Annotated in this window: 22 protein-coding genes, 1 pseudogene and 1 riboswitch; of the genes and pseudogenes, 6 read left to right on the plus strand and 17 right to left on the minus strand. The window is 67.5% G+C overall.

Going from position 1 to position 25,778, the window contains the following annotated elements; all coding sequences use genetic code 11:
* Positions 1–108: 108 nt before the first annotated feature.
* From KAR29_RS13185 to KAR29_RS13260, 16 genes and pseudogenes are all read right to left on the minus strand, one after another.
* A complete protein-coding gene (locus tag KAR29_RS13185) occupies positions 109–4,800 on the minus strand; it encodes an IPT/TIG domain-containing protein (protein ID WP_274373455.1) in 4,692 nt (1,563 codons plus the stop codon).
* 473 nt (positions 4,801–5,273) lie between these two features.
* Positions 5,274–5,900 carry a thiamine phosphate synthase gene (gene thiE / locus KAR29_RS13190; protein WP_274373456.1) on the minus strand — a complete coding sequence of 209 codons (627 nt, stop codon included), beginning with the start codon at positions 5,898–5,900 and terminating at the stop codon, positions 5,274–5,276.
* Complete coding sequence (locus tag KAR29_RS13195; RefSeq protein ID WP_274373457.1) at positions 5,897–6,688, minus strand: hydroxyethylthiazole kinase; 792 nt, start codon at positions 6,686–6,688, stop codon at positions 5,897–5,899. The genes thiE and KAR29_RS13195 overlap by 4 nt, the downstream gene beginning before the upstream one ends.
* Positions 6,685–7,497 (minus strand): bifunctional hydroxymethylpyrimidine kinase/phosphomethylpyrimidine kinase, encoded by an 813-nt coding sequence (gene thiD, locus KAR29_RS13200; RefSeq protein ID WP_274373458.1) that lies wholly within the window; start codon positions 7,495–7,497, stop codon positions 6,685–6,687. Before thiD ends, KAR29_RS13195 begins: the two co-directional genes overlap by 4 nt.
* Positions 7,494–8,423, minus strand: coding sequence for an ABC transporter substrate-binding protein (locus tag KAR29_RS13205; RefSeq protein ID WP_274373459.1), 930 nt, complete (start codon positions 8,421–8,423; stop codon positions 7,494–7,496). Before KAR29_RS13205 ends, thiD begins: the two co-directional genes overlap by 4 nt.
* Positions 8,420–8,971 (minus strand): energy coupling factor transporter S component ThiW, encoded by a 552-nt coding sequence (gene thiW, locus KAR29_RS13210; protein WP_274373460.1) that lies wholly within the window; start codon positions 8,969–8,971, stop codon positions 8,420–8,422. The genes KAR29_RS13205 and thiW overlap by 4 nt, the downstream gene beginning before the upstream one ends.
* Positions 8,968–9,711, minus strand: coding sequence for an ABC transporter permease (locus KAR29_RS13215; protein ID WP_274373461.1), 744 nt, complete (start codon positions 9,709–9,711; stop codon positions 8,968–8,970). The genes thiW and KAR29_RS13215 overlap by 4 nt, the downstream gene beginning before the upstream one ends.
* The gene (locus KAR29_RS13220; RefSeq protein ID WP_274373462.1) at positions 9,708–10,442 is read right to left on the minus strand and encodes an ABC transporter ATP-binding protein; all 735 of its coding nucleotides are present in this window, start codon (positions 10,440–10,442) and stop codon (positions 9,708–9,710) included. The genes KAR29_RS13215 and KAR29_RS13220 overlap by 4 nt, the downstream gene beginning before the upstream one ends.
* A 49-nt stretch (positions 10,443–10,491) precedes the next feature.
* Positions 10,492–10,599, minus strand: a riboswitch (TPP riboswitch).
* 85 nt (positions 10,600–10,684) lie between these two features.
* A complete protein-coding gene (locus KAR29_RS13225; protein WP_274373463.1) occupies positions 10,685–11,764 on the minus strand; it encodes a YibE/F family protein in 1,080 nt (359 codons plus the stop codon).
* Between the two features lie 303 nt (positions 11,765–12,067).
* The gene (locus KAR29_RS13230) at positions 12,068–12,403 is read right to left on the minus strand and encodes a DUF2023 family protein (RefSeq protein WP_274373464.1); all 336 of its coding nucleotides are present in this window, start codon (positions 12,401–12,403) and stop codon (positions 12,068–12,070) included.
* Between the two features lie 23 nt (positions 12,404–12,426).
* Positions 12,427–14,139: a ferrous iron transport protein B gene (feoB, locus tag KAR29_RS13235; RefSeq protein ID WP_274373465.1), complete on the minus strand. Its 1,713-nt coding sequence runs from the start codon at positions 14,137–14,139 to the stop codon at positions 12,427–12,429.
* A gap of 89 nt (positions 14,140–14,228) precedes the next feature.
* Positions 14,229–14,525 (minus strand): annotated as a pseudogene (locus KAR29_RS13240) (FeoB small GTPase domain-containing protein); the annotation flags it as partial.
* 125 nt (positions 14,526–14,650) lie between these two features.
* Positions 14,651–14,890, minus strand: coding sequence for a FeoA family protein (locus tag KAR29_RS13245; protein ID WP_274373466.1), 240 nt, complete (start codon positions 14,888–14,890; stop codon positions 14,651–14,653).
* Positions 14,869–15,558, minus strand: a complete 690-nt coding sequence (locus tag KAR29_RS13250; protein WP_274373467.1) for a metal-dependent transcriptional regulator — start codon at positions 15,556–15,558, stop codon at positions 14,869–14,871. The genes KAR29_RS13245 and KAR29_RS13250 overlap by 22 nt, the downstream gene beginning before the upstream one ends.
* 67 nt (positions 15,559–15,625) lie before the next feature.
* Positions 15,626–16,819: a pyridoxal phosphate-dependent aminotransferase gene (locus KAR29_RS13255; protein ID WP_274373468.1), complete on the minus strand. Its 1,194-nt coding sequence runs from the start codon at positions 16,817–16,819 to the stop codon at positions 15,626–15,628.
* Positions 16,820–16,833: 14 nt separating this feature from the next.
* Positions 16,834–18,093, minus strand: a complete 1,260-nt coding sequence (locus tag KAR29_RS13260) for a hypothetical protein (RefSeq protein WP_274373469.1) — start codon at positions 18,091–18,093, stop codon at positions 16,834–16,836.
* A 340-nt stretch (positions 18,094–18,433) separates the two neighbouring features.
* Here KAR29_RS13260 and KAR29_RS13265 point away from each other — a divergent pair, with 340 nt between their 5' ends.
* From KAR29_RS13265 to KAR29_RS13290, 6 genes are all read left to right on the plus strand, one after another.
* On the plus strand, positions 18,434–19,747 hold the full coding sequence (locus KAR29_RS13265) for an ISNCY family transposase (protein WP_274372702.1): 1,314 nt from the start codon (positions 18,434–18,436) through the stop codon (positions 19,745–19,747).
* Positions 19,748–19,961: 214 nt separating this feature from the next.
* A complete protein-coding gene (locus KAR29_RS13270) occupies positions 19,962–21,092 on the plus strand; it encodes a metallophosphoesterase (protein WP_274373470.1) in 1,131 nt (376 codons plus the stop codon).
* 190 nt (positions 21,093–21,282) lie between these two features.
* Positions 21,283–22,863 carry a S10 family peptidase gene (locus KAR29_RS13275; RefSeq protein ID WP_274373471.1) on the plus strand — a complete coding sequence of 527 codons (1,581 nt, stop codon included), beginning with the start codon at positions 21,283–21,285 and terminating at the stop codon, positions 22,861–22,863.
* 1 nt (position 22,864) lies between these two features.
* A complete protein-coding gene (locus tag KAR29_RS13280; RefSeq protein WP_274373472.1) occupies positions 22,865–23,890 on the plus strand; it encodes an FAD:protein FMN transferase in 1,026 nt (341 codons plus the stop codon).
* Positions 23,871–24,254 (plus strand): NusG domain II-containing protein, encoded by a 384-nt coding sequence (locus KAR29_RS13285; RefSeq protein ID WP_274373473.1) that lies wholly within the window; start codon positions 23,871–23,873, stop codon positions 24,252–24,254. Before KAR29_RS13280 ends, KAR29_RS13285 begins: the two co-directional genes overlap by 20 nt.
* Positions 24,232–24,765, plus strand: a complete 534-nt coding sequence (locus tag KAR29_RS13290) for a Gx transporter family protein (RefSeq protein WP_274373474.1) — start codon at positions 24,232–24,234, stop codon at positions 24,763–24,765. Before KAR29_RS13285 ends, KAR29_RS13290 begins: the two co-directional genes overlap by 23 nt.
* A gap of 183 nt (positions 24,766–24,948) precedes the next feature.
* Here KAR29_RS13290 and KAR29_RS13295 read toward each other — a convergent pair whose 3' ends face one another.
* On the minus strand, positions 24,949–25,776 hold the full coding sequence (locus KAR29_RS13295; protein WP_274373475.1) for an RnfABCDGE type electron transport complex subunit B: 828 nt from the start codon (positions 25,774–25,776) through the stop codon (positions 24,949–24,951).
* Positions 25,777–25,778 lie beyond the last annotated feature (2 nt).

Here is a 25,778-nt window from a genome sequence, read left to right on the forward strand (position 1 = left end):
GTGCTCCCCCGATCGGCGCGTGGCGCGATCGCTTCCTCCCCCAGTTTCTCACAAAAACGAGGAGGGAGGGGACCTCCCCCTCCCTCCTCTCGGATATCGCGTCCTCCGCTAGCGGAGAGGCGATTCGGCGTCGTACCGGGGCGGCACGTAGGGGAAGGCGCGCATGGACGGAGCCGATCCGCTCTCCGTCGGCTCGGGGACGGTGAAGGAGTAGTGTTTGCGGACGCCGGGAACCAGATCGGAACCGGACGTGGCGTCTCCGGCAAGGCCCGTGACGCCCAAGAAGGAGATCGAGTAGGTGCCGATGCTGTCGGGGGCCTCGATGCCGACGAGCATGGCCGTGTGGGGACCGGGCGAGAGGCTCAGCTTCCAGGTCTGGCTGTAGCTGCCCCAGGTGGCGTACATGGTTCCGATGTACCTGCCGTCGACGTAGAGGGCGAAGGCGTCGTCCTTGGCCCCTCCGCTGTCGGTGACGGTGACGGAGATCTCCCCTTCGACGACTTCGTAGGTGACGTCATCGTCGGTCCAGTCGCTCCACTGACCGTCGAAGCGGCTCCGGGCCCTGACGTCGTAGACGTCGGGATCGAGGCCGGCAGGGACGACGATGGACAGCGACGTCTCCGCCCCGGCCGTGATGAGGGCCTTCCGGCCGCCGACGGTGATCTCGTTGTCGCCGGCGACGGCGCTGAACCCGGCGCCGTAGACGACGGCCTTGGCTCCGGCCGGTCCTTTGGCGGGATCGATGGAGGCGAGCGTCACGTCGGTGACGATCGTGACGGCATCGTCTTTGACGTACTTGGCCCCGGCCTCGTCGGTGGGATGGTGGACGGTGACGTCGAGGGTATCGCCGTCGCCGTCTTCAGCGTACTCCTTGGCCCGTTCGAGCCACCAGCCGGGAACGGCGATGCCCAGACGTTTCCCGTCCTCGGCGATCCACTTGGGATCGCCGCGCCACTCGTTGCCCTTGACGTCGGTGAAGATGACCTTGGGCTCCAGGGTGCTTCTCAGAGGCCACCAGCCCCGGACGATGGGGCCGAAGCCCTTGCCGACGACGGCGAAATTGACGTTGCTGCCGTCGGGCTTGAGCTTGGCCGGACGGACCTCGTCGATCTGGACGGGGAACTCGACGGTGAAATCGATGACGCTGTCCGTCGTGACGATGTCGGCGACGGCGCTCGAGGCCGTCACGCCGTTGCTGACGTGACCGGCGATATCGAGGGCCAGGTTGAGCTGGCCGACGATGGGGATGAACTTGGCCGCCACCTTGGCGGCGAACTTCTTCAGGGCCGCCTCGGCCAGTCCGGGGCCATACTTCTTGGCGATGGCCGTCATGATGGGGCCAGGAGGCGCGCTGAGGGCATCGGCCTTGAGCGTCGCCAGGGCGCTGCTCACGGCTCCCTTCACGTTGCCCTGCAGGGCCATGTCGACGATGTTGGGCGTGTAGCTGAGGAAGAGATTGGGCCAGAAGCTGGGATCGTAGCCCAGGCCGATGAGGGAGGCGATGGGCGGGAAGAGGATCTTTTCGACGACGGAACGGATGTAGAGCCATTTCCAGACGTCGAAGGGCCGGGCGCTCGTCTTGGGGTCGTAGGCTTTGTCGACGCCGCCCGTCATGACCTGGACGACGCCGTTGCGGTAGCCCGGGACGTCGAAGTCCTGGGTGCTGGCGATGAAGAGCAGGCCGTAGCCCTGAGGGCCGATCATGTCCGATACGGCCGAGGAGTGGCTCCGGACGACCTTGCCGTCGGCCGTCGTCACCTGGGCCGAGAGGTAGAGAAGGGAGTCGTTCTCGACGCCCACGTTTCCCTTTCCGGCGATCTCGTAGACGGAGATGTCGTCGACCTCGGCGGGAGTGATGGTCGCCCCCTCGGCCCGGAGGCGGATCGACCGGGCCCGACCGGCGGCCAGGAAGTCGCTCTGGACGACGGCGGCGGCGGCCTCCATGGCGGCGTTGAGGGCCGTCGCGATCGCTTCGTCCTCTCCGCGCAGGACGGAGGGATCGGCGGCGAGTTTGGCCTCCAGCAGAGCGGCCAGGGCCCTGACCTCGTCGAGGGCGACGAGACGGTCGCGCAGCGCCTCCAGATCGCCGGCGGCGACGAGCTCCTCCGGCATCAGAGCGGCCCAGACCATGGCCAGAGCCGTTCCGCCGCCGTCGACGGCGACGGAGGCCTCTCCTGGGAGGATCAGCCCCTGGAGGAAGGTGACGTAGTCGTCCTGGCCCCGCACGTAGAAGGCCGTCACGATCGTGGGAGCCGTCATGCTGACGGGAATCGAGAAGACCCCATCCGCGTCTGGCCTGGCCTCTTCGAGGCTGTTCCAGTCGACGACGAGTTCCGTCACGTCCAGCGCCGAGCCGGTCGGCAACGTCACCCGGCCCGTCACGATGCCGGTGATCTGAAGCCAGAGGGCGTTGGAGTCGACTCCGTCGGAGGAGAGATAGACCGGCCCCGACCGGGCGTCGCCGGAAACCCAGGCGGTGAACTCCGTCGCGCTGCCCCAGCGGTTGTCGTAGGTCGTCTGAGCCCCGTTGAAACAGACCGTGAAGTTCCGGTTCAGGTTCAGCCCCCGGAAGATCGCCCGGCCCGACGAATCGGAGAGGACCCCCGTCAGGACGGGGCTGTCGCCGGCGACGGCCAGCGGAGAGAGGGCGTTGGTCCGCGAGGCGCCGACGACGACGAAGAGCGTCACCGTCCCCGCCTCGATGCCCTCGGGCCAGTCGAAGAGCAGATCTCCGTCCGAGGCCTCGTCGGGCCTCAGGTTGATCGGGTTGTGGGCATCGGGACCGACGAGGACGATCCAGGCCGACGTCGCCTCGGAGGGAAGGCCCCTGCCGGAGAGACGGATTCGGTCGCCCCCGGCGGCGACGTTTTCCACCCCCTTCGTCTCGTTCAGGAAGGTGAAGAGATCGGCCTCTTCCGAGAACTCCAGGGCCGTGACGGACGCGGCGCCGTCGACTTCGTTCTCGTCGAGAAGGCCGTCGTTGTCGTTATCGCCGTCCATGAAATCGGGCCGCCCGTCGCCGTCGCTGTCGACGGGCTTCAGCGGCAGGGACCCCGCCTCGGCCGCGTCGCCCCTGACGAGTTTCGCCCCCTTGCCACGGCCGCTGAGCGTGACCGTGACGGCGGCATTGTCGCTGTCCTCGTCGAGGAAGTTGGGGTAGCCGTCGCCGTCGGCATCGTTCCAGGCGTCGATTTCGGCCTTCGTCATGCCCCGGTCCGCTCCCTCGCGGGCCGAAAGGTACTCGACGCTGTCGGGAATCCCGTCGCCGTCGCTGTCATGGTCCCACCAGGCGGGCAGACCGTCGCCGTCGACGTCGGCCAGGCGCCAGTCCTTCAGGACGGGGGCGATCTCGGCGAGATCGGGAACGCCGTCGCCGTCGCTGTCGGCATTGTACCTGTTGCTGTCCAGGGCGTCTTCCCTCTCGTCGGAGACGCCGTCCGAATCGGAGTCCCGGAAGGTCTCGACGGAGTAGGTCCAGGAGGGATCGCTCCCGCCCGTGCCGTCGGTGACGATGAGGTAGGCCGTCAGGTCGTCGGAGGCGACGACGAAGGTCGAGGCCGTCTGGCCCACGCCGCCTTCGACTTCAGCTGCCGTCAGGGAGGCTCCGTCGGCCAGGATGAGGGCGATCGTCGGATCCCAGTCCGTCCCGTCGGCGCGGGTCAGGACGGCCGAGTAGGTCCCGGCCTCGGAGAAGGAGAGGGCGAAGTAGTCCATGTCGGCCCTTCCGCCGGAGGAGTCGATCTTGCCCGCCAGGCGATGGGGGACGACGAGGGGCGCGCCCCGACCTTCGGCGACGGAGATCCCGTCGTTGCTGTTGCCGTCGGTTTCGGCCTCGTCGTGGACGGGGTAGTCGGTCAGGTTGGCGTCGAAGGGTTCGTCGTCGTCGATGTCGCCCCGCCCGTCGCCGTCTTCGTCGAGAACGTAGTAGTTGCCCTCCGTCGACAGACGGCCGGCCCATTTGAGATGGGAGGCCCTGTCGTCGGGGAAGGCGTCGTCGTCGTTGACGAAGCCGTCGCCGTCGCGGTCGGGATCGTCGCCGTCGGGGCGCCCGTCTCCGTCGAGATCGTCGATGAGGGTGACGTCGACGGAGGCGACGGCCGACTGGCCCATGCCGTTGCCCACCTTCAGGGTGACGGTGTAGACTCCGGCCTCGTCGGAGTGGAAGCCCGTCACGGGCGACGTCGGAGCCGTCAGGACGGGCAGAGCCTCATCGGCCGTCGAGACCGTCGGGGCGGAGAAACCCGTCACCGTCCAGAGATAGGTGATCCCCCGGCTGGCCCGTCCGTCGAGGTAGAGCGTCGTGTCGACGCCGGGAAGACCGCCTTCCGGGACGGTCGCCCCCTGGAGCGAAAGGGCCCTCACGTCGGCGACGGGCATTTTTTCCGGATCGTCGTTGACGGAGAGGGTCACGATATAGGGATACTCCCGGGACGGACCGTCGGCCGCCGTCACGTCGAGGACGATCCTGTAGGCCCCGGCGCTGTCGCCGCAGAAATCGGTCGTCGCCGCAGCCTCGTCGGCGATCTTCCAGGCCGATCCTTCGGGCTGGCTCGTCACGGCCCAGCGATAGGCCGTGCCGACGTGTTTCGAGCCGTCGAGGACGACGACGGCCCCTCCCTCGGAGGCGGGGAGAAGCCCTTCATTGATGACGCCCGTCAGCTCCTCGGCGACGGGCTCCTCCGGACCGGGTCCGGGATCGTCGGAAGTGCCCCCGCCCCCTCCGCCACAGCCTCCCAACAGCAAAAGCGACAGGAAAAGAACTCCGGCCGCCGTCCAGAGACGTCGTTTCCGCTCCGGCATCGCACTCTCTCCTTCCTCCACCGACCCTGGCCCGAACTCCGAGTGAACGGACCCCCTACCCCTTCCTCTTTCAGGCGACGGGAAAAACCCGCCGAAGCGGGCCGGTCCCGTCGCCTATTTAGAATAGCTCTTCAACAAAAATAAATCATTTACAAAATCTTAATTATTCTGATTTTTAAATTAAAAATTGTTTTATATTATCCCTGCTTCATGCTTGAAGAGGGCGACGGCGCCCTCGGCCCCCGGTCCGCAGGCGACCATCAGGATGAACGCTTCACCGGCCCAGCCAGGAGGCATCCGAAAGACAAAGACCGTGGCCTCGAACCCGCACCTGCGAGGTCATTCGAAGGGATCTCGGATCGGTCCGACGAAATCCGTCCCGAAGAGCCTGTCCGCGCTGGTCGTCCGCCCCCGGGAAGGAGGACCCTTTCCGGAAGGGGCGCTCGGCGACGGTCGCCGAGCGCCGTCGCGCCTCAACCGGTCATCGCCGCACGGAAGGCCCGCGCCGCCGCGGCCGGGTCTTCGGCCCCGACGACGGCCGAGGCCACGGAGACGCCGCAGGCTCCGGCCTCGAGGAGTTCCGCGACCTGCCCGCTCCCGATGCCGCCTATGGCGACGACGGGGAGTTCCACGGCCCGACAGACTCGGCGGAACCTTTCGACGCCGATGACGACGGCCTCCTCCTTCGTCTTCGTGGGGAAGAGGGCGCCGACGCCGAGGTAGTCGGCCCCGTCGCTTCGAGCCCGCAGGGCTTCCTCGACGGTCCGGGCCGAGGCGCCGACGACGAAACCCGCCGGGACGAGAAGGCGCGCCGGGGCGACGGGAAGGTCGGAGCGGCCCAGATGGACGCCGTCGGCTCCTGCGGCCAGGGCCACGTCGAGACGGTCGTTGACGATGAAGAGGGCGCCGAAGGCGTCGCAGAGGGTGCGGAAGCGCCGGGCCTCCTCGTAGAGCTCCCGCGACGAGGCCTCTTTGTGGCGGAGCTGGAGGGCCGTGGCGCCGCCTTCGAGAGCGAGACGGCCCTGTTCCTCCAGGGAGCGCCCGAGGCCGGAGCGGAGGTCGGGAATGACGTAAAGCCTCAGGCTTTCCGCCAACGTCATGGCCGGATCCTTTCGACGAGGGAGGATCCCTCGTCCAGGTCCGCCCCGTCCAGCGAGGCCAGGGCGTCGACGAATTCCGACCGGAAGGAGGCGGGACCGGCGGCCCGATCCGCCCGGGCCGAGGCGAGACGAAAGGCGACGAGGGCCGCCAGGGCCGCCTCCAGGGGCTCGGCCACGGCAAGACAGGCGGCCATGACGCTGCCCAGGCAGCAGCCGCTGCCGGGAAGGGCAGGAAGGCGCGGCGATCCGCCTCGGACCGTCCAGAACCGTCCCTCGAAGAAGAGGAGGTCTTCCTCTCCGGTGGCGACGGCCAGCGTCGCCCGATCCGACCGGACGAGGCGGGCCAGAGCCTCTGCGACGCCTCGCGCCTCCCCTCCCTCGACGCCGCGCATCGTGCCCTCCCCTCCTCCCAGGAGGGCCATTTCGGCCCTGTTCCCCTTGACGGCGAGGGGACGGGCCCGAAGGAGGGCGTCGATCCACTCCCTCCGCCAGGCCGTGGCTCCGTAGCCGACGGGGTCGACGAGACAGGGGCGGCCGCGGCGAAGGCCGGCCAGGGCCTCGACGAAGGCTTCGGGAGAGGTCGTCCCGGGCATCCCCGCGTTGAGGAGAAGGCCGTCGGCCGCGGCGGCGATCTCCCGGGCCTCGGCGGGGTGGCGGGAGAGGACGGGCACGGCGCCGACGGCGGCCGTGACCTCGGCCTGCCAGCCGGCGGCGACGGCGCTGGTGAGCTGATAGACGAGAGGGCGCCGGGAGAGGGCCTCCCAGGCCCGACGGAGATCGGGGATCATCGTCGCGGCTCCAGCCAGGGAGGGACGACGGAATGTCCCACGGGGCCGGCGCCCCGGCCGGGACGGAAACCTCGGCGCAGGGCCATCTGCAGGTAGGTCAATCCTCTCTCGACGGCCTCCTCCAGAGGCGATCCGGCGGCCAGCTCGGCGGTGACGGCGGCGCTGAGCGTGCAGCCCGTGCCGTGGGTGTTGACCGTGTCGAGGCGATCGTGGCGGAAAAGGCGGACGTTTTCTCCGTCGAAGAGAAGATCGGTCACCGTCTCCCCCCGGCCGTGGCCCCCCTTGACGAGGGCCGCCCCGGCGCCGCCGTCGACGAGGGCCCTGGCGGCGGCCTCCATGGAGGGAACATCCTCGACGGGGAAGCCCACGAGCCGCGAGGCCTCGGGGAGGTTGGGCGTCACCAGAAGCGCCAGGGGGATGAGACGGGAGGCGAGGGCCTCCTGGGCCCCTTCGGCGATGAGGAGATCGCCGCTGGTGGCGACCATGACGGGGTCGACGACGAGCCTTTTCGTGCCGAAGGCGGAGAAGACGTCGGCGATGACTTCGATGAGGGCCTTTTCGGCCACCATTCCCGTCTTGGCGGCCCCGACGGGAAAGTCGGAGAGGACGGCCTCCATCTGGCGCCGGACGCTCTCGACCGGGACGACCTGGACGTGGTGGACGCCGAGGCTGTTCTGGGCCGTCAGGGCCGTGACGGCGCTCGTCCCGAAGACGTCGAGGGCGGCGAAGGTCTTGAGATCGGCCTGAATGCCCGCGCCGCCGCCGGAATCGCTCCCGGCGACGGTGAGGGCCAGGGCTCGGTAGCTCATGGCAGAAGGAGGTCGCCGACGGCGACGGGGGAGGCCATGACGCCTTGGGCATGGAGGTAGTCGGCGAAGACCTGCCAACGCCCGACGTCGAGCTGCTGCCGACGGGGGAAGAAGGCCCGAGTCCTCTCGAAGACAGCCGATTCCAGCTCGCGATCGGCCTCGGGAAGGGCCCGGAAGAAAAGATCCAGCGCCCCGCCCGGATCGGCCTCGATGGCCGCCACGGCCTTTTCCAGGGCACCGTTGAAACGTTCGATCATCTCCCGCCGTTCCCGCGCCGTCTCGGGCGAGGTCGCGACGATCAGTTCGCTGTAGGGAGGGAAACCCAGCTCCTCTAGGGTGAAGAAGCGAGCCTCGTACCCCTGTCGTTCCAGCTCCGTCACCTCGTAGTTCCTGTAGCCGCCGATGACGGCGTCGGCCTTGCCCGCGATGAGGGAGGCGACGATGGCGAAATGGACGTGGACGGTGTCGACGTCGCCGATGGCCCGATCGGCCAGGGCGGCCAGGAGAAGACGTTCGAAGTCGGGCTCGGTATAGCCGACGACCTTGCCGGCCAGATCGGAGGGACCTTCGATCTCCCTTCCGGCCAGGAAGAGGACGACGTTGAGGGGACTGTCGACGAGGGTCGACGTCACCGTCGACGCCGTTCCCTCCGAGGCGGCGACGAGGACCTGACTCTCGTAGGTCACGGCCAGGTCGACCTTGCCGACGAGGGCCATCTTGAAGGCCGTCGCCGTGTCGGAGGGGGCCAGGATCTCCACGTCGAGACCGGCCTCGGCGAAATGGCCCCCGTCGCGGGCGACGTAAAGGGGCAGGTGATCCATGTTGGGGAACCAGTCGAGCATGACCGTCACCGTCTCGGCCGCGGCGGGCAGGGCGGCGAAGAGGAGAAAGCAGAGGGAGAGGACCGGAAACGCGAGACGTCTCATAGAGGCAGACTTCCTTTCTTGTTCTCGTCGCATCGGCGCCCGACGTCGCCTCGGAGTCCGAGACGGCGCAGCGTCGTCAGGACCAGAAGGCCGACGATGGAACCGGGGAGGCTGCTGGCGAGGAAGGCCGGCATGAAGACCGTCAGGCCGACGCTCTTGCCCAGGGCGGGAGCGACGACAGAGGCCGAGAGGAGGGCGCCGACGAGACCCGTTCCCAGAGGTTCGGCCAGAGCCGCTCCGTCGTGGCGGAAGAGGCGCCAGGCGAGACCGACGGCCAGGGCTCCGGGGATGCTGCCCGGGAAGGCGAAGGGCGTCCCCGTGCCGAGGAGATTGCGGATGAGGGCCGCCGTGAAGGCCGCTCCTGCGGCCCACCAGGGACCGAGGAGGACTCCGGCCACGACGTTGACGGCGTGTTGGAAGGGGAAACAGCGCGTGGGACCGACGGGAAAGGAGAGGCCCGAGAGGAGGACGGCCGAGGCGCAGAGCAGGCCGGCCAGGGTGAGGGCCCGAAGACGGGAGATCTCTCCCGTCAGATCGAGGGTTTTCACGATTTCTCACCTCCTTTCCACCGGAGGAGTCTTGTTTCGGCCAGGCCGACGGCACCCCAGAGGGCGAGGCCCATCAGGGTCAGGGCCAGGACGGCGGCGAAGACCCGATCGGTCTGAAGACGGGCGTTGGCCTGGATCATGAAATAGCCCAGACCCCTTCGGGCCCCGACCCACTCGCCGATGACTGCGCCGATGGTGGCCACGGAGAGTCCCGATCGCAGGCCGGCCAGGAGGAAGGGCAGGGCCCAGGGGAGATGGAGACCCGTCACGGTCCTCCAGGGACCGGCGCCGAGGAGGCGGAAAAGGGCCCGGTAGTCCCGGTCGCAATCGCGAAGCCCCGCCAGGAGGCTGACGACGACGGGAAAGAAGACGACGAGGGCGGCCATGACGATCTTGCTCCCCGGTCCGTAGCCGAACCAGAAGATGAGGAGGGGCGCCAGGGCGAAGACGGGGATGGCCTGAGAGGCCACCAGCAGAGGGGCCAGAAGAGATTCGAGGCGGGGACAGAGAAAGAGGAGCAGGGCCAGGGGAAAGGCGATGGCCAGGGCAAGGGCCGAGCCGCCCAGAATCTCGCCCCCCGTCGCGACGGCATGGAAGGCCAGAAGGGGAAGATCGCGCCGAAAGGCGGCCAGGACGAGAGAGGGAGGGGGGAGGATCAGAGGAGAGACGGCGCTCCAGCGACAGCCCCCCTCCCAGAGAGCCAGAAGAAGGGCGGGGAAGAGAACGGCCGTCCCCTTCATGATAGGGGACGGCGGAGCCCGTCGAGAAGACGCCTCTTGAGCCGGAGAAGTTCGGGATCGTCGGAGGGACGGGGCGCCCTGCCGGAAGGAGAAAAGACGGCCCTGACCGTCATGGGCAAAGGCGAGAGGAGGAGGATCGAGTCGGCCAGGCGGAGGGCCTCGTCGACGTCGTGGGTCACCATGACGATCGTCCTGCCGTAGGAGCGGTGAAGCTTCAGCAGGAGTTCCTGAAGGTCGAGGCGGGTCACGGCGTCGAGGGCCGAGAGGGGTTCGTCGAGGAGGACCAGCTCCCGATCGGCCATGACCGTCCGGGCCAGGGCGCAGCGCTGTCTCATCCCTCCCGAGACCTGACAGGGGCGATGGGCCCCGTAGCCGCCGAGGCCGAAGGCCTCCAGCAGTCCCGCAGCCCTGCGGCGGTCTCCGGCCGAGGGAACCCCTCGCAGGGAAAGGGGGAGAAGGACGTTGGCCTCCAGGGAGAGCCAGGGCAGGAGGAGATCCTTCTGCTGCATGTAGGCGGCGACGCCGACAAGATCGCCTCTGTCCTCGCCCCCCCAGAGGAGGCTCCCCCCGTCGCGGGCGACGAGGCCCGTCAGGACATCGAAAAAGGTGCTCTTGCCGCAGCCCGACGGGCCGAGCAGGGCCGTGAAGGATCCCTCGGCCACGTCGAGGGAAAAGTCCTCGAAAACGACGGCGGAACCGAAACGCTTCGTCAACCCCCGGATGGACAACACGAAAACTCCCTCCTCCGACGGGACGTCGGAAAAGGGAGAGAGGAGGGAGAAAAGGCCTCGATGACTTCCCTTCGCCGGCATGACCCGGATCAGGTTCAAGGGGTCGGGGCTTCAAGCCCCCTCTCAGCCGGTCTCACCGACTCCCCCAGTGCTCTCTGTTTTTAAGGTGCGGGCCCTCGGGCCCTACCGCTCGGGCAAGTCTAACAGGAAAGGGGCTTTTCGTCCACAGGCCTGTCTCCGTTTCAGCGGCGATGGCGGAGGTGCCAGACGGCGACGGCCGTCGTGATGGGAACGGTCAGCAGCAGCCCCACCGTCCCGGCCAGGCTGCGCGCCAGCTCTTCGGCCACGGCCGGGTCGTTGAGCAGGCCCCGGAGGGTGGGCCCCGTCGAGGCGATGAGGACCGTTATGGGCAGGGAGCTCCCCAGGTAGGCCAAAACGAGGGTGTTGATCATGCTCCCCAGGACCTCGCGCCCCACGCCCAGCCCCGACCGCCAGAGCGCTCCGGCGTCGAGGGAATCGGCGTAGTCGCCGATCTCGGCCAGGGCCGACGTGACGGAAATGGCCACATCCATGACGGCGCCGATGGAGCCGATGATGACGGCGGCCAGCATAAAGCCCCGCAGGGAGAGGCCGGGGAAGGTCGAAGCCAGAAGCGTGCCCCCCTCTCCGGCAAGTCCCGTGAGCTGCCAGAGCCAGACCATGAGGGCTCCCGTCAGGGAGGCCGCCAGGGCCCCGCCGACGGTACCCAGGAAGGCGATGAGGCGGTACCGCCGCCTCCGGACGACGCAAAGGACGGTGCAGGCCGAGACGACGGCCGCCGTCAGGATGGCGAAGGGGACGGGCTCGACGCCGCGGAGCAGGGCCGGGACGTAGCCGAAGAGCAGGACGGCCAGGGAGAGAAGAAGCCCCATGAGGGCCCTCAGGCCGGCCACTCCGGCGCAGGAGAGGAGCATGCCCGTCGTGAAGACCAGCATGCCCACCACGTAGGGCATGCGGTAGACGTCGCTCACGGAGTAGAATTCGCTGCCGTCCTCGAAGGTGTCGCGCATGAGGATATAGCGTCGCCCCGGGTGAAGCTGGAGGGCGCTGCCCGCCAGGTGCTCCACCTCGACCTGGCGCCAGAGTCCCTTCTGGACGCCCGTCAGAAGCTGGACGGAAAGCTTGCGGCGGACCGTCTCCCACTCTTCCTCGTCGACGATGGTCTCGTAAAGGGGGTCGGAGACGTCGCCGAGAAGGACGATCCAGCCATCGCCGTGATGCCACCGGGAAAGGACGAGGCGATCGGCGGCGAAACCTGCAAGAAGAGCCGCCAAGAGAGCCATTAAAAGACCGATGATGAATCGTCTCAACCTTGTGAGGCCTGCCTTTCAGGTCTTTGCGCAATGGAGACCTCGCACAAAGGGCAAGATCGCTATCGGACCTATAGTATCACGTCCTCCCTCCCTGCGGCGGCAATCTTCGGCCCCTCTCAGGCTTCCGCGACGACGCTTTAACCTTTCTTCACGGCGACCGGTCCCCCCCGGACGAAAGACAGGGCCCGGAGGAGGCTTCCTGCCGGACCCGGAGGGAAAGAGGCGTTCGCGTTGGCGGCCCCGCCGAGAGGCGGAGGACCGAAGGGGAAATCGTCAGCCGACGAGATCGCCGCGACGCTCCCTCTGGAGGAGATAGCGCTCGCACTGCTGGATCTTGTCGTAGCCCAGGAGAATGCCGAGGATGAAATCCTCCTCGTCGGAGTAGGTCGTCAGCGAGGGCTTGCCGATCCTGCGGATGACGTCGACGCAGAGGGCGTTGCCGAAGAAGATGTTGACCCTGTCGGGACCGAGGGGAAAGACGACGTAGGGGATCTCCCAGCGGTGGAGCTTTTCCGTCATCTCCCCCAGAGAGACGGCGTCCGCCGTGTGAAGGATGAGCTGGCGGACGCCCTTGCGGTATTCGTAAAGGTGGTGATTGAAGACTTCCATCTCGAGAGACCTCCTTTTGCGGATCACGAAAGGACGATTTCCAACAGGCGACCGCCCTGATAGACGGCCACGGCCGAGATCCAGGCGACGAGGGTCGTGTAGAGGACCATGAAAAGGGTCCACCTCCAGCTGTTCGTCTCGCCCTTGAAGGCCGCCACGACGGCGACGCAGGGGACATAGAGCAGGGCCATCACCATGAAGGCGTAGGCCGAAAGGGGGGAGAAGTAGCGGGGCAGCAGGAGGGCCAGCTCCGCCAGCTCCGCCGCGAAGAGGACGGCGAGCGTTCCCAGGACGATCTCTTTGGCCAGGAAGCCGAAAAGAAGCGCCACCGTGGCCTGCCAGAAGCCGAATCCCGCAGGGGCGAGAAGCCCCGACAGGGCCTGGCCGATTCGGCCGATCCAGCTCTCGGCCGAGGCGTAGGCGACGCCGAAGGGGAGACTGGCCAGAAGCCAGACGGCGAGAACGGCGAGAAAGATGAAGGAACCCGCCTTTCTCAGGAAGAGCGAGGCCCTCTCCCAGGCGCTGGTCAGGACCGTCCGGACTTCGGGCAGGTGGTACGGGGGAAGCTCCATGATGAACTGCGACGATTCGCCGACGAAGAGGGTCCGGCTCAAAATCGTGGCGGAAAGGATGGCCACGGCCATGCCGAGAACGTAGAGAGAAAAGACGACCGTTCCGGCCCGATCGCCGAAAAAGGTGCCGGCGAAAAGGAGAAAGAGGGGCAGGCGGGCCGAACAGCTCATGAAGGGAAGGACGAGGAGCGTGATCATCCGGTCACGGGGACGCTCGAGGATGCGGGTGGCCATGATGGAGGGGACGTTGCAGCCGAACCCCATCAGCAGAGGCATGAAGCTCTTGCCGTGAAGGCCCAGTCCTCTCATGAGTCGATCCATGATGAAGGCGCCCCGGGCCATGTAGCCCGAATCCTCCATGGCGGCGATGAGGAGGAAGAGGAGGAAGATATGGGGGAAAAAGACGACGACGGCCCCCAGACCGGCGACGATCCCGTCGGCGAAAAATCGCGACGGCCACCCGCCGGCGCCGACGGACTCCAGGAGGGAGGCCCCTCCCCCCCCTGCCACGGCGAGGAGCGCCCTGAGGGCTTCCGCCACGGGATCGCCCAGGACGAAGGTGACCTTGAAGAGCCCCCAGGCGGCGACGAGAAACAGGGGAAGGCCGAAGAGACGATGGGTGACGATGTTGTCGATCCGATCGGAAAGGGATAAGGCGTTGTCCGGGGCCGCCTCGCGGCGGATGGCGGACTCGGCCAGAGCGGAGACGAAGGCCCAGCGCCGCTCGATGAGGGCCGTCTGGATGTCGCAGCCCAGGCCCTTTTCGACGCGATCGGCCTCGTTGGCCAGCACGCGGCGGAAGAGCCACCGGCCTTTCGACCCTTCCAGGACGGCCCAGGCCACGGGATCGCCCTCGGCGAGACGGAGGGCGGCCAGGCGGGGAGAGAGCCTCAGCGAGGCGGCCATATCGTCGGAGACGGCCGCGAGGCGCTCCAGCGCGGCCTCGAGAACAGGCCCGTAGGAGACCTCCAAAGGGGCAGGGGACGCCCCGTCGAGGAGCGAGAGAAGACGCCGCCGCAGCTCCGCAACGCCCCGGCCGCTGCAGGCCACGGTGGGGACGACGGGAACGCCGAGAAGGCGCTCCAGCGCGGCCCCGTCGACGGAAAGGCCCCGCTCCAGGGCCAGATCGCCCCGGTTGAGGGCCAGAGCCATGGGGAGCCCCATCTCCCGGAGCTGGACGACGAGGTAGAGGTTGTGCGCTCCAGGCTGGCGGCATCGACGACGACGAGGACCAGGTCGGGACGTTCGCCGACGAGGTAGTCGGAGGCGATCTGTTCGTCCAGAGAGGAAGCCCCGATGCTGTAGATTCCCGGGAGATCGACGACGGAGATCTCCCGCCCCTCCAGGAGGAGAGCCCCCTCCTTGCGCTCCACCGTCACGCCGGGCCAGTTACCCACCCTCTGGCGGGAACCGGTCAGGGCGTTGAAGAGGCTCGTCTTGCCCGTGTTGGGGTTGCCGGCCAGGGCGACGACTTTGGCGACCGCCATCTCAGAGGGACCTCCCCGTCGCCACGAGGGCAGAGGCGGGCAGCAATCCCTTTCTCGGGACATCCTCGACAGCAGGCACTGGAAAGATCATGGCTCACCGCTCACCTTCATCTTTGTTCTATACCTCAAACTCAGAGATCGCTCCGAAAAAAGGGCCCCGGAGGGCCCTCTTCCTCGCAGGGTCCGGATCAGACCTCGCCCTCATCCAGATCGACGAAGATCCTTTCGGCCATGCCCCGACCGAGGCCGAAACGGGCGTCACCCAGGGCGAGAAGGACGGGCGATCCCCTTCGGACGAGGGTCATCCGGGCTCCCGGGACGACGCCCAGATCGGCTAGTCTCCTCCTGAAATGGCCGCATCCGGAAAGGAGGGCGACGCGCAGCGGGACGCCCTCAGGGGCAGCCGTCAGGGGGCACAGGAGAAGCACCCCCCTTCGGAGGGGCAGACCCATACGGTGGCCGCCTCGCCTCGCCTCAGGGAGAAGCGGGAGCCGCGAAGCTCCATCTCCAGGGGATCGCCCAGAGGCGCGGGCCGGAGAAAGACCACCTTCGTCCCCGGCACGAAGCCCATTTCGAGCAGCTTCTTGCGCAGAGCGCCCTCGGCGGTGAGGCGCATGACCCGCCCCTCCTCGCCGGAACGGAGCATGGCCAGAGGTCGGGGCAGGGCGGCGACGTCGCCGAGACGCCGCGTGAGGGCCTGGGCCCAGTCGGCGCCCTCGCGCATCCCCTGGGCCAGGAAGTCGGTCAACAGGAGGAGGCGGCTCTCCGACTCCCCGTCGAGATCGTGTTCGATGGTGCAGGCGATCTCCTCGCCCTTGGGGCGAGGTATGCCCAAAAGGCCGGTGAAGAGGAAGGTCAGATGCTCGTGGCGGCGGTAGATGCTCAGGGCCCGCTCCCGTCCCGATTCGGTCAGGGAGGGCGTGCCGTAGCGCTCATGATCGAGGAGGCCCTCGCCGACGAGGCGCTTCAGCGCCGAGACGACGGTCCCCTTGGTGACGCCCAGCGTCTCGGCCAGCGACGTCACGGTGGCCGTGCGACCGCGGATCTCTTCGGCGAAGATCTCCTCGAGATAGTCCTCGATGCGCGACGAAACCAAGAAAACCCCTCCTCTTCGTCTTTTTACTACAGCTTCGAGACGAGTTTACGATGTCAAACTCAGGCCGTCAAGAGGTTTGTGAGAAGAAGGCCCTCATCCGGGCCAGCCCCTCGACGATCCGAGCCTCCGACGTGGCGTAGCAGAAACGGACGAAGTGCCCCTCCTCTCCCTCGAAGGGAACGCCGAAGCAGTTTCGGGCCAGGACGGCGACGCCGGCCTCGTCGAGAAGTCTCCTCTGAAGCTCTCCGGCGGAGGCCAGGCCGAGGGAGCGGCAGGCCTCGGTGACGTTGGCGAAGACGTAGAAGGCTCCCTTCGGGAGGCGGCAGCTCAGGCCGGGAAGGGCGTTGAGACCGGCGACGAGGAGATCGCGGCGGCGGCGGTAGGAGTCCGTCATGGCCTTCACCCCCTCCTGAGGGCCGTCGAGGGCGGCGATGCCGGCCTCCTGGGTGAAGGCCGCCGTGCAGGAGACGGAGTTCGTCAGCAGAGTGGTGAAGACCGGCACGAGAGGTTCGGGCATGACGCCGAAGCCGAGGCGCCATCCCGTCATGGCGAAGGTCTTGGAGAAGCCGTCGACGACGACGGTCCTGTCGGCCAGGGAGGGGACGGAGAGGGCCGACGTGAAGGCGCCCTCGTAGACCATGGAGGCGTAGACCTCGTCGGAGACGACCCAGAGATCGTGTCTCGCGGCGATCTCGCCGATCCGTTCCAGCGTGGGCCGGGGCAGGACGGAACCGGTCGGGTTGTGGGGCGAGTTGAGGATGATCATCGACGTCCGGGGCGTGACGAGCGACTCGAGCTCGTCGGGATCGACGACGAAGTCGCGCTCCTCCCTCAGGGGGAGGGGACGGGGCGTCGCCCCGCTGTAGCGCACGAGCGACTCGTAGGCGGGAAATCCCGGGCTGGGGACGATGACCTCGTCGCCCTCGTCGACGCAGGAGAGGATGGCGCAGAAGAGGACGGGCTTGACGCCGGGAGTGACGACGATTCGCGAGGCATCGACGTCGACGGCCCTCTCCCGGCGGAGAAAGCGCGAGACGGCCTGGCGGAAGGGAACGGTCCCCGCCGTGGGCGTGTAGTGCGTCGCCCCGCCCCGCAGGGCCGTAACGGCCGCCTCCGTGACGTGGTTTTCGGTGCCGAAATCGGGCTCTCCGATGGCGAAGCTGACGATGTCCCGTCCCTGGGTCTCTAGAGCCTGGACGCGGGCCAGGACCTCGAAGGCCCCCTCGCCGGAGAGGTGGCTCGCCCTTTTGGCTGTTTTCACGATGGCGACCTCCCCTACCGGCCGTGGAGCCGCGAGGCGGCCACGAAGGAGAGGCCCGACCGGGTGAGGGCCTCGGCCGTTCGGTTGACGGCGACGTGCTTCAGCAGGTAGTTGGCCTGGAGGACCTCCATGTCGCCGCTCGACTCGACGTCGCTGCGCGTCCGGAAGTAGTCGAGAATGCTGGAGCTGTGGGTCTGAGCGGCCTCGTCGTCGGGGTCTCCCCCTTCGTGCTTGGCCGAGATGTTGGGAACGGACCGGGCGACGGCGATGAGCTGGTCGCGACGCAGGTAGGGCTGACGGACGATGGCCCGGTAGGTCTCGGTGATGTGGTGCTCGATGCGGACCTGGTCCTCCAGCCCCAGGTCCCGGCGGAGACGGGCGATCTGGGCGAGGCAGTCGTCGTCGACGGAGTTGGAGACGTTGAAACCCTCGAGAGGCGTCGATCCGTCGTCCCGGGCGAAGAGGCGCGCCCCGACGAGGGTCCAGAGGACGGCGTAGGGATTGTCGTTGCCCATGAAGACGGAGATCTTGAACTTGATGTCCACGCCGATGCGGTAGAGGAGATAGGCCGCCAGGACCGTTCCGGGGTTGACGTTGAGGACCTGGCTGACGCCGTAGTTGGTGTAGTAGTGGAGGTACTCGTCGATCCAGCGGAGGACGTGCCCGTTGGGCTGGCCGATGCCGCCGAAGTAGCCCGTGATCGTCTCGGGCCCGCCGAGGTGGACGTTGGAGCCGTCGGTCCCCTTCGTATCGAGCGTCTCGACCCAGCTGGCGCCGACGATCTTCATGGCCGCCGCCACGGCGGGCAGGTCTCCGTCCCGCTCCTGTTCCCTCATGTTGCGGACGCGGATGAACCGCCCCGGCAGGAGCTCCCCCTTTTCCAGGGCCCGGCGGGCCTGGACGACGAGCCAGGGGAAATACTGGAGGGCGCTGATTTCGAGGGTGACGGCCGAGCTCTCGTCGATTCGCGCCGTCGAGGCCTCCGTGCCGAGGACCCTCGCCCGGTACTCCGAAAGGGAGACGAAGGCCCCCCGGTCCCGCTCCCTCATGAGCCACTCCAGATCCTTCAGATGAGGCGAGTTGCGGTTTTCGAGACGTTCCAGGAGACGCTCCAGCCTCCCGGCCTCTCGGGCCCTCTCGTTGATCTCCTCGGGCGTCCCGTATTTGCCGACGACGCGAAGCAGATCACGCACCAGCGGGTTTTTTCCGTCGCTCAGGTAGACGTTCAGGGCCGAAAAAACCTTGCCGTCCAGTTCCAGTCTGTTTTCGAGCACGTCAATCCCTCCCTGATCTCTTTTTGCCTTCGGGCACAAAAAAAGGCCAGGACCCCCGAACCGGGCCCTGGCCTGAAGTTGACCGGCAGCACTAAGGCGCGCCGGCCCCTCCAGGAGGGCCGCCGCACATAGCCGCCGCAGCGAGAAGGAACGGTCCGCGTCTGCTCATGTCGTCTCGGCCTCCTTTCGGGCGCTCTGCGCCGCAAGTTGTGCTGCATCATAGAAGACGGGAGAGGGGCTGTCAAGCCCGAACAGGCGCTTGTGTCGCCGGACAATGGTATTGTCACTCGTGAAGAGGACAGGGAAAATGTCACTTATGACGACCAGGAGAGACCTACTCATGAAGACAAAAGAAGCAAGGCGCTTGGGGTTGGTGGAAGAGGCTGTCGCGGGCAACCTGACGGTTCAGGAGGTGGCCGATCGGCTCGGTCTGAGCCGCCGTCAGGTCTTTCGGCTCAAACGACGCTACCGGGAAGAAGGAGCGCAGGGGCTCCTGCACAAGGGACGAGGCAAACCGTCCCGGCGCAGAATCTCTCAGGAGACACGGGATTTCGTCGTCAGTCTGGCCAAGGGTCTTTACAGGGATACGAGCTGTCAGCACATGGCCGAACTCCTTGCCGAAGAGCATGATCTCGTGCTGAGCGCCAAGAGCATCGCCCGTTTCCTTCGCGCGGAGAACCTGTCCCTCGTTCATCGCCACCGGGCCCCGAAGCGGCGTTCCCGCAGGGTCCGACGGTCCCGACGAGGCGATCTGGTCCAGATGGACGCCTCTCCTTTCGATTGGTTCGAGATCGGTGAGCGTTGCACTCTCCACGGCGTGATTGACGATGCCACAGGAGAGGTCCTCGGTCTGTGGATGGCCAGGAATGAGTGCCTCTTCGGCTACTTCCGCGTGCTCCGTCAGATGCTTGATCGCCACGGCGTGCCTCGCGAGCTTTACGCCGACCGCCACACCATCTTCCTTTCTCCCAAGTCGGAAAAACTGACGATCAAGGAGGAGCTGGAGGACTCGGCGCCTGTAACCCAGTTCGGCCGCGCTCTGGAGGCTCTCGGAACTCGCTATGTCCCTGCAGGGTCTCCCCAGGCGAAGGGGCGGATCGAAAGGCTCTGGGGAACTCTTCAGGATCGTCTCGTCGTCGCCTTCCGACGGGCCGGAGTGAAAACGATCGAAGAGGCCAACGTCCTGCTCGCCGCCTACCCGGGAGAGGTCCATAACCCGAGGTTCGCTCGTCCTCCCGCAGAGGGGGCATCTGCCTTTCTCCCTCCGCCGGACGGCCCCGCTCTCGATCTCCTCCTGACTCGCCAGACCGACCGGAAGGCCTCGGGAGACTCGACGATTTCCCTCGACGGAAAACAGTACGCCCTGATAGGCCCCCGCAGACGCCCCCTGCTTCTTGCCAGAGGACAGGCGGTCAAGGTCATCGAGAAGCTCGACGGGAAACTCCTGGCTCTTGTCCATGACGGGCTCTACGATCTCGCAGCCGTCGACAAAGAGCCCCCTGCGACTCCCCCGCCTGTCATCGAGACGAAGACAGGCACTCCATGCAAAACGAAGAAGCAGAGGAAGCCGGCGGCAGACCATCCCTGGCGACAGAATCCCGCTCCTCCTGCCGCGGCGGTCGGCTCCGAGCAAGGGACGGGTTCCCCTCCCTAGAAGGACCTCCGCCGCGGAGGAAAGCCAAGGCGGGCTGTTGACGGGGGCGATTTCAGCCCCTCGAAAGCGACACTTTCATTGTCCCTCAGACCCTCTTTTTAGATGACATTTTTAGTGTCCCTTGACAGCCCGAACAGGCGCTTGGCCTCCGAGGAGATTTGGTCTAAAATGATCAGGTCTCTCTCTCGCTTTTTCCTCGAAAGGAGGCCCTCCCATGGCCGACCGAGCCCTCTCCCTTTTCTTTCTCGTCTTCTTCTCCCTCTACGGAGCGATCAACGTCTACCTCGGCTCCTGGCTTTTCAGGGCTCTGGCCTCGTCGAGGGGCCTCCGCCCCGCCGGGGCCCTCTTCGTTCTCGTCGCGGCCGCCTACCCCGCAGGGCGTCTCCTGTCGCGGAGCCTTCCCGGCCCAGCAGGGGCCCTTCTCCGCCTGGGCAATCTCTACCTGGCTTTCATGGCCACGGCCTTCGCCGTCGCCGTCGCCGCAGAGGCGGTCCTTTTCGCCGCCCGCCTCTTCGGGATCCGCCCCTCGACGGAGGCCCTCCGGCGGGCCGTCCTCTTCGCCTCCCTCCTCGTCGTCGCCGTCACGGCGGCGGGAGCCGTCGCCGCCCGTTTCCCTCAGGTGCGCGTCATCGATCTCGAACTGCCCCGTCTCGACGGGGCGGGGCGGGAGATGACCGTCGCCTTCGCCTCCGACCTTCACGCCGGGACCGTCATCCACAACGCGAGGCTGGCCGCGATGGTGGACCTCATCGCCGGCCTCGACGCCGACCTGATCCTCCTCGGAGGCGATCTCGTCGACCGGTCCGTCACGGAGGCCGTCGAAGAGGATCTTTCAGGCGAGCTCGCCCGCCTGAAGGCCCCGCTGGGCGTCTTCTCCGTCGCCGGCAACCACGAGTACTACGCCGGCCTCGAGGCCGCGACGGCCCACATCGAGAAGGGAGGCGTCACGGTCCTTCTCGACGAGGCCCGCGCCGTCGCCGACACGGTCCTCGTCGTGGGACGCCACGACGTCCAGGCGCCCCGTTTCGGCTTCGACCGCAGACCCCTGGCGGAGCTGACGGCTCCCCTGGGAGGACGCCTGCCCGTCATCGTCGTCGACCACACCCCCCGAGACCTGGCCGAGGCCGCCTCGGCGGGCGCGGCCCTTCAGCTTTCGGGCCACACCCACAGGGGACAGCTCTGGCCCTTCAACCTGCTCACGGAGGCCCTTTTCGAGATCGCCTACGGCCCGGGGCAAAAGGACGAGACCTGGATCTACGTCTCCAGCGGCCTCGGGACCTGGGGCCCGCCGGTGCGGACCAGCGGCCGTCCCGAGGTGATCCTCTTCAGGCTCCGCTTCCGCTAGAGGCCCCGTCACGGCCTCTTTTCGGTCACCATGAAACGAGCCAGACCGACCTTCCGTCGACGGGACCGTCTTTTCGCGGCGCCGGTGAACCTCCTCGGCCGCCCCGCAGGAAAGTGCCGGGGAGAATGACGCAAGTGGCCTTGCACGAGGCGAAGAGAGTGAGTAGAGTTCCCTGGGAGGTGATCCACCGATGAGGGAAAAAAGGAAAACCGGCAGGGGCGAAGGCGCCCTGTGCCTGATGGTCGTGATGCTTCTCCTTCTGACGGGAAGGGCTCCGGCCGAAGAGGCGTCTCCCGCCGAGGAGGCCTTTTCCTCGGGCAACGCCGCCATGGCGGCCTTTCCCGAGGAGCCCGTCGTCACCCGCCACCGGGGCACCTTCGGCGGGCGGAGCCTGGCCTATACGGCCACGGCCGGTCTGATGCCCCTTTTCGACGGCCGCAGCGGCGACGAACGGGGACGGCTCTTCTACGTGGCCTACCAGGCCGAGGGGATCAAGCGCCTCGAGACGCGGCCTATCACCTTCGTCTACAACGGCGGCCCCGGGAGTCCCTCTCTCTGGCTCCACATGGGCCTTTTGGGACCCAAACGGAGCCCCGTGGCCGACGACGGGCTGGCCCATCCCCGCCCCCCCTACGGCGCCGTCGACAACGGGGAGAGCCTCCTCGACATCACCGATCTCGTCTTCATCGATCCCGTGGGAACGGGATTCTCCCTGACGACGCCGCCCGGCGACGACGAGGCGGGGCGGGCCTTCTGGGGCGTCTGGGAAGACGTCGAATGGGTGGCCGAGTTCATCCGCCTCTTCCTGAGCCGCAACGACCGCTGGCAGTCGCCTCTCTTCCTCGTCGGCGAGAGCTACGGCGGCATGCGCTCCTGCGGTCTCGCCTCCCAGCTTCAGGATCTGGGCATCGAACCGGCGGGCATCGTCCTCGTCGCCCCGGCCGTCAGCTACGGCGATCTGGAGAGCGACAGCGCCAACGACAGGCCCTACGTCCACGCCCTGCCGACGATGACGGCGGCGGCCTGGGTCCACGGCAGGCTCTCGCCGCCCCTTCAGGCCCTCTCCCTGGACGAGGCCGTCGAACGGGCCGAACGCTTCGCCTTCGGTCCCTACCGCAATGCCCTCTGGAAAGGCGCCGCCCTCGCCGGGGAGGAGCGGACCGCCCTCGCCCGGGAACTGGCCGAGCTGACGGGACTTCCCGACCCCTTCTGGCTGAGGTGGAATCTCCGCGTCGACATCGACCGCTTCGCAGGAGAGCTCCTGGCCGACGAGCGGCGCTTCGTCAGCCTCTACGACAGCCGTCTCTCGGGCCACGGCTCGGAGTACCGCCTCTGGGAGGATCCTCTCATGGCCCGCGTCGGAACGGCCTTCGTCACGGCCTTTCAGAGCTATCTCCAGCAGGACCTGGAGTATCTGACCGACTGGAGTTACAAGACATCGGGCGACGAGGCCTTCCACAACTGGAACTGGCTCTCGGGCATGGAAAACGGCTTCAGGGGAAGTCCCAACACGATCCGCGAGCTTGAGCTGGCCATGAGGCGCAACCCCTGGATGAAGGTCTTCGTCGCCATGGGGCGTTACGATCTGGTCTGCCCCGTCGACTCCGTCGTCTACAGCCTGAACCGCATCGACGTTCCGGCCGAGACCTTCAGGAACGTGACCTTCAGGACCTACCCGGCGGGGCACATGATGTATATCCACGAGGAGACCCTCAAGAACCTCAAGAAAGACCTGGCCGTCTTCTACGGAGAGGCCCTGGGACGCCCTTAGCATGACGCGACGGAGCCTCCTCCTTCTTCCTGTCGTCCTGGCGGCGGCCATCGCCGGGATTCTCCTCTTCCGGGCCCCCGACGCCGAGGAGCTCCGGGAGCGACGGGTCTTCCTGATGGGAACGACCGTCACGGTCCGGGGTTCCCTCTCCGAACCTCTTCTCGACGAGACGATCGCCCTCCTGGGCGCCCTCGAAAGGCGCCTCTCGGCCCATCTCGACGACTCCGAGATCGGCCGCGTCAACGCCGATCCCTCGTCGGAACACCCTCTCTCGCCGGAGACGGCCCAGGTTCTCGCCCGAGCTCTCTATTGGGCCCGACGCAGCGACGGCGCCTTCGATCCCACCGTGCGCCCCCTCACCCTGCTCTGGAACGGCGACGGGACACGCCATCGCCCCCCCTCGCCGGAGGCCGTCGCCGAGGCCCGGCGTCACGTCGGCTGGGACCGGGTCCGCCTGGACGGCGATATCCTCCGTCTCGAGCCCTCGATGGGCCTTGACCTGGGCGGAATCGCCAAGGGGTACGGAGCCGACGAGGCGGTCCGATTCCTGCGCGACAGAGGCGTCACGCGGGCCATCGTCGACCTGGGCGGAAACGTCGTCGTCATCGGCGACCGTCCCGGCGGCGGCCCCTGGCGCATCGGCATCCAGGACCCCCAAAAAGAACGAGGCGAGCGCCTGGGCGTTCTCGAGGGGCGCGACCTTTCCGTCGTCACGTCGGGCAACTACGAGCGCTTCTTCGACTGGGAGGGAAAACGCTGGGGGCACATCGTCGATCCCGCCACGGGATGGCCCTCCGAGTCGGACCTCCTGAGCGTCACCGTCGTCTGCGAAGCGTCCCTCGACGGAGACGCCCTGGCGACGGCCCTCTTCGTCCTGGGCCGGGAAAGGGCCCTATCCCTGAAGGGAGAGCTGGAGAAGGAGGGTTACGCCTTCATCCTCGTCGGCGACGGCCTCGTGACGATCTCCCCCTCGCTGGAGAGCTCCTTCCGCCTCGAATCGACGGAGTATGACCTTGAAACGCGGTGACCGGCGGGTCCTCCTCCTCCTGGCGGGACTCCTCCTTCTTTCCCTCCTGCCCCGCCTTTTCTCCTCCGACGGGGGACCGCGGTGGGCCGTCATCTACGTCGACGGGACGGAGCGTCACCGGCTCGACGTCGATGGCCCCCTCCGGGAGATCGCCATCGTCACCGACGACGGACACCGCAGCGTCATCGCCGTCGGCGAAGGCGGGGCCCGATTCGTGGACAGCGACTGCCCGGACAGGCTCTGCATCGCCCGGGGACACCTCGACAAAGCGGGCCAGTCGGCCCTCTGCCTCCCCAACAGGATCGAAGTCCGCCTCGAAGGCGCGAAAAACGGAGAGGACGATGTGGACGCCCACTCCCAGTGAGCCGTCGCCGACGCGGCGCATCCTGATCGTCGGCCTCCTCAGCGGCCTTTCCCTCGCCCTGGCCCTTCTCGAAAACGCCCTCCCCCTTCCCGCTCCGGGAGTCAAGCCGGGGCTGGCCAACGCCGTCTCCCTCCTGGCCCTCCTTCTCTACGGCCCCCGAACGGCCTGGTCCGTCCTGGCCGTTCGGCTTCTTCTTGCCGGGCTCTTCTCGGGCAACCTCTTCGCCCTGGGCTGCAGCGTCGCCGGAGGCATGGCGGCCATGACCGTCATGACGCTGCTTGTCCGAGGGGCCGCCGGAGAGGTGTCGCCGCCCGTCGTCAGCGCCGCCGGAGCCGTCACCCACAACGGCGCCCAGCTTCTTTTCGTCGTGGCCCTCCTGGGAAGCCGGGCCCTCCTGGCCTATCTTCCCCTCCTCGTCGTCTCGGGCCTCGCCTCGGGGCTGGCCGTGGGCTTCCTGGCCGAGTGGACCGCGAAGAGGCTCGACCGGATCCGCAGGGAATCGATGCCGTAAGGTCCTGTCGGGCGAAAGTCCGCTGCCTGGCCGCCACGGCCCCCCGGCAGGCAGCGGTTGCGTCGTCGGCCCCGCCGGGCCGACGACGGAACGGGCACGACGACAGAAGGAACGCGCAGGTCCGGATTTGCCGCCGGACCTGCGCGTTCCTTCTGTTCTCTCGCTTTTGGTCGCCTCCGGCCTCTACGATGCCTTGGGCGTGATCTTTCCGGCCCCGGCAGGCGTGATGAGGATGGCCTTGACGGGGCACTTCTCGACGCACTTGCCGCAGGCGACGCAGAGGGAACCGTCGATGACGGGGAGGTTGTCCTTCATCACGATGGCCTTGGCCTCGCAGAACTTGGCGCAGAGGCCGCAGCCGATGCACCCCTCGGGACAGACCTCCCGCACCTGGGCGCCCCTGTCGGCGTTGTTGCAGGCCAGGCGGACGGGCTGAGAGAGGGGGATCATCTCCAGCACGCCCCGGGGACAGGCCTCGACGCACTTGCCGCAGCCGACGCAAAGGGCCCGCTCGACGACGACGATGCCGTCGCGGACGGAGAGGGCGCCGAAGGCGCAGGCCGCGATGCAGGTGCCGAAACCGAGACAGCTGAAGCTGCAGGCGTTGGGGCCGCCTCCGGGGAGGACGGTGGCCTTGCGACAGTCCCGGATTCCCTGGTAGATGTAGGCCTCGATGCCGCGGTCGCAGCCGGTGCGGCAGCGGACGGAGGCCACTTTTCTCTCCTCCGCTCCGGCATCGCTGCCCATGAGACGTCCCAGGGCTGCGGCCAGGTCGGGGCCGCCGATGGGACAGCGGTTGGTGGCCGCCGCCCCGGAGGCGACGTTTTCGGCGTAGATGTCGCAGCCCTCGAAGCCGCAGGCGCCGCAGTTGGCGCCGGGCAGAAGGGCCCTGACGGCCTCCACCTTGGGATCGACGGGAACGGCGAACTTTTTCGAGGCGAAGGACAGGAGAAGGCCGAAGGCCAGGCCCAGCCCGCCGAGCGCGATTACCGGGTAAAGGAGGCTCTCCATCG

It is taken from the genome of Aminithiophilus ramosus, assembly GCF_018069705.1.
In the GTDB taxonomy this organism is placed as follows: Bacteria; Synergistota; Synergistia; order Synergistales; family Aminithiophilaceae; genus Aminithiophilus; species Aminithiophilus ramosus.